Genomic DNA, 504 nt, shown 5'->3' on the forward strand with positions numbered 1-504 from the left:
CCGCTGTCTGCCGCCGACGAGGCGGCCGCCACCGCGCTGTACTGGTCGGTGATCCAGCAGGACATGCCGCTGGTTGACCTGGACGTGGCCACCGCGGTGATGGAGCAGGCCGTGCGCCACAACCCGTGGGTGGGCGAGCCGCAGATGGTGCTGGCGCAGCTCTACCTGTCGGCGGGCCGCCAGGCCGAGGCGCGGCAGGCGGCCGAGAGCGCGCTGCAGGCGTTCAGCGCTTGGGGCAACGCATGGGACAAGCGCGTGCAATGGGACGCCTGGGTGGCCTGGACGCGCATCCTGCTGCAGTCCGCGGCGGAAGGCGGCTGGCCCGAGCGGCTCGACAAGCTCAACAACGTCGCTCTGCGCAGCTGATTCCTTATGTTTGAATGGCTTAAGAAAATGAAAACATAGTCGTTGGGGTTGGATAGGGGTAACCCTAAGATCGGCGCATCTCTGACTGAAAGGTGTTTCCGTGAACAAGCGCTCCCTCCTGCAATCCGCCCTCGCACT

At 65.5% G+C, this 504-nt stretch carries 1 pseudogene; it reads left to right on the forward strand.

The features are described from left to right. A pseudogene (locus tag B2J89_RS21660) lies at positions 1–366 on the forward strand (tetratricopeptide repeat protein); the annotation flags it as partial. Positions 367–504 lie beyond the last annotated feature (138 nt).

Source organism: Acidovorax sp. SRB_24 (assembly GCF_012931925.1).